The sequence below is a fragment of the Streptomyces recifensis genome (assembly GCF_002154615.1).
GTDB lineage: Bacteria > Actinomycetota > Actinomycetes > Streptomycetales > Streptomycetaceae > Streptomyces > Streptomyces griseoluteus.
Map to the genome: position 1 here is coordinate 1 of NZ_MUNH01000651.1, position 2,368 is coordinate 2,368.

Consider the following 2,368-nt stretch of genomic DNA (forward strand, 5'->3'; position numbering starts at 1 on the left):
CGGCGCCGGGACGCGGGCGACCGGCGCCGGGTGCTGGTCATCCCCGTACCGGAGAGGATCGCGGAGTTCCGGCGCGTCTGGGACGAGCTGTCCGGCGACTGGTCGCGCATCTTCGGGGAGCTGGACGACACCGAACTCGCCGTGATCATCGGGCACATGCAGCGCACGGTGGAGTTCACCAAGGAGCGGATCGCCCGGCTGCGGGAGGGCCGGGACGTCGACGGCACGGGGTGAGAGCCGGGTAAAAAGGGCGCTCCCGAGCCCTGGGCCCCGGCCGGAGCGCCGTCGCCCTTGGCAGACTGGGGGGCGTGTCCCACACCGTGCCCCAGACCACGCCCCCCACCGTGCTCCTCGCCGAGGACGACCGCGCCATCCGCCATGCCCTGGAGCGGGCTCTGACCCTGGAGGGCTACGCGGTGACGGCGGTCGCCGACGGCGTCGAGGCGCTGGCGCAGGCCCACCGCACCCCGCCGGACGTGCTGCTGCTGGATGTGATGATGCCCGGCATCGACGGCCTCCAGGTCTGCCGGGTGCTGCGCGCCGAGGGCGACCGCACCCCGATCCTGATGCTCACCGCGCTGGTGGAGACCGCCGACCGGATCGCGGGCCTGGACGCGGGCGCCGACGACTACGTGGTCAAGCCCTTCGACGTCGAGGAGGTCTTCGCCCGACTGCGCGCCCTGCTGCGCCGCACGAGCCCCGCCCCCGCGAACGAGCCCGGCCCGGCGCGCGACGCGCAGCTCTCCGACCGGCAGATCGAGGGCGCGGGCATCCGCATGGATCTCCAGGCCCGCCGCGCCTGGCGGGCGGGGCGTGAACTGGAGCTGACCCGCACCGAGTTCGAGCTGCTGGAGCTGCTGGTGCGCAACGCGGGCATCGTGCTCGACCACGCCACCATCTACGACCGCATCTGGGGCTACGACTTCGGCCCCGGCTCCAAGAACCTCGCCGTCTACGTCGGGTACCTGCGCCGCAAACTGGACGCGCCCGGCGCCCCGCAGCTCATCCACACCGTGCGCGGTGTGGGGTACGTGCTGCGGGAGGAGTAGTGGGCCGCACCTGGCGGCTGCCGGGCGGTTCCCGCACCGGGCTGCGCTCGCTGCGCACCACGTTCGCCGTGTCGTTCGCTGCGGTCACCGCCGCCGTCACGATCCTGGTCGGCATCCTGTCGTACAGCTCGGCAGCGCGGCTGGTCCGGGTGGACCAGCAGTCGGTGTTCACCCAGGTCGTGCGGGACGTCCAGGCCGAGGTGCGGCAGCACCCGATGACCCCGGAGGACTTCTCCTCCGCCCGGCCCGGTCACGACCTGGTGCGGCCCGCCCGTACGGACGTGCAGGTGCTCGGGCCGGGCGGCGAGGTCGTGGACCACGGCAGTCCCGGCCTGCCGGTCAACGCCCGCGACCGCGAGGTGGCGGGCGCGCCGGGCGCGGGGAAGCTGGCCGAGCACAAGGACGTACGGGTCGGCGAGGACCTCTTCCGGGTGGCCACCGTCTCGCTCGGCCGGGGGCGGGGCGCGGTGCAGGTGGCGCAGGAGTTCAGCGACACCGAGGACCTGCTGCGCACCCTCCAGCAGCGCACGCTGATCCTGATGGCGGCCGTGGTGGTGGGTGCCGGACTGTTCGGCTGGTGGCTGGCCCGCCGCATCACCCGGCGCCTGGTGCTGCTGACCTCGGCCGCCGAGGACGTGGCCCGCACCCGGCGCCTCGGCATCCAGGTGCCGGTCACCGGGCCGGACGAGGTGGGGCGCCTCGGCCGCGCGTTCGACCGGATGCTGGGCCGGCTCGCCCAGTCCGAGGAGGACCAGCGGCGGCTGGTGCAGGACGCGGGCCATGAGCTGCGCACCCCGCTGACGTCGCTGCGGACGAACATCTCGCTGCTGCGCCGGATCGACGAGCTGCCGCCGGAGACGCGGGAGGACCTGGTGGCGGACCTGACGCTGGAGGCGCGGGAGCTGACCGACCTGGTCAACGAGCTGGTGGACCTGGCCGCCGGGCAGTCGGACTCCGAGCCGCCGCAGCGGGTCGACCTCGCGGACGTGGCGGAGGACGTGGTGGGGCTGGCGGGGCGCCGTACCGGGCGGCGGATCGTGCTGGCGGTGAGCGGCGACACGTACGCGGAGGGCCGTCCCGGGCTGCTCCAGCGGGCGCTGTCCAACCTGGTGGAGAACGCGGCCAAGTTCGACCGCGAGGGGACGGAGCCCATCGAGGTGCGGGTGACCGGGGCGGCGGCGGGAACGGTCCGGGTGGAGGTGCTGGACCGGGGGCCCGGTGTCGCCGAGGTCGACCTGCTGCGCATCTTCGACCGGTTCTACCGGGCCGCGGACGCGCGCTCCCAGCCCGGCTCGGGGCTCGGGCTGTCCATCGTGCGG

Annotated in this window: 2 protein-coding genes and 1 pseudogene; all 3 read left to right on the forward strand. The window is 74.5% G+C overall.

Features of this window, described 5'->3' with window-relative positions; all coding sequences use genetic code 11:
- Nucleotides 1–234: pseudogene (locus CCN33_RS27770) on the forward strand (MarR family transcriptional regulator); the annotation flags it as partial.
- A 110-nt stretch (nt 235–344) separates the two neighbouring features.
- A complete protein-coding gene (locus CCN33_RS27775; RefSeq protein ID WP_086696163.1) occupies nt 345–1,049 on the forward strand; it encodes a response regulator transcription factor in 705 nt (234 codons plus the stop codon).
- Nucleotides 1,049–2,368: sensor histidine kinase (locus CCN33_RS27780; protein WP_208621925.1), on the forward strand; the 1,320-nt coding region annotated here is incomplete at its 3' end. The genes CCN33_RS27775 and CCN33_RS27780, both read left to right, overlap by 1 nt.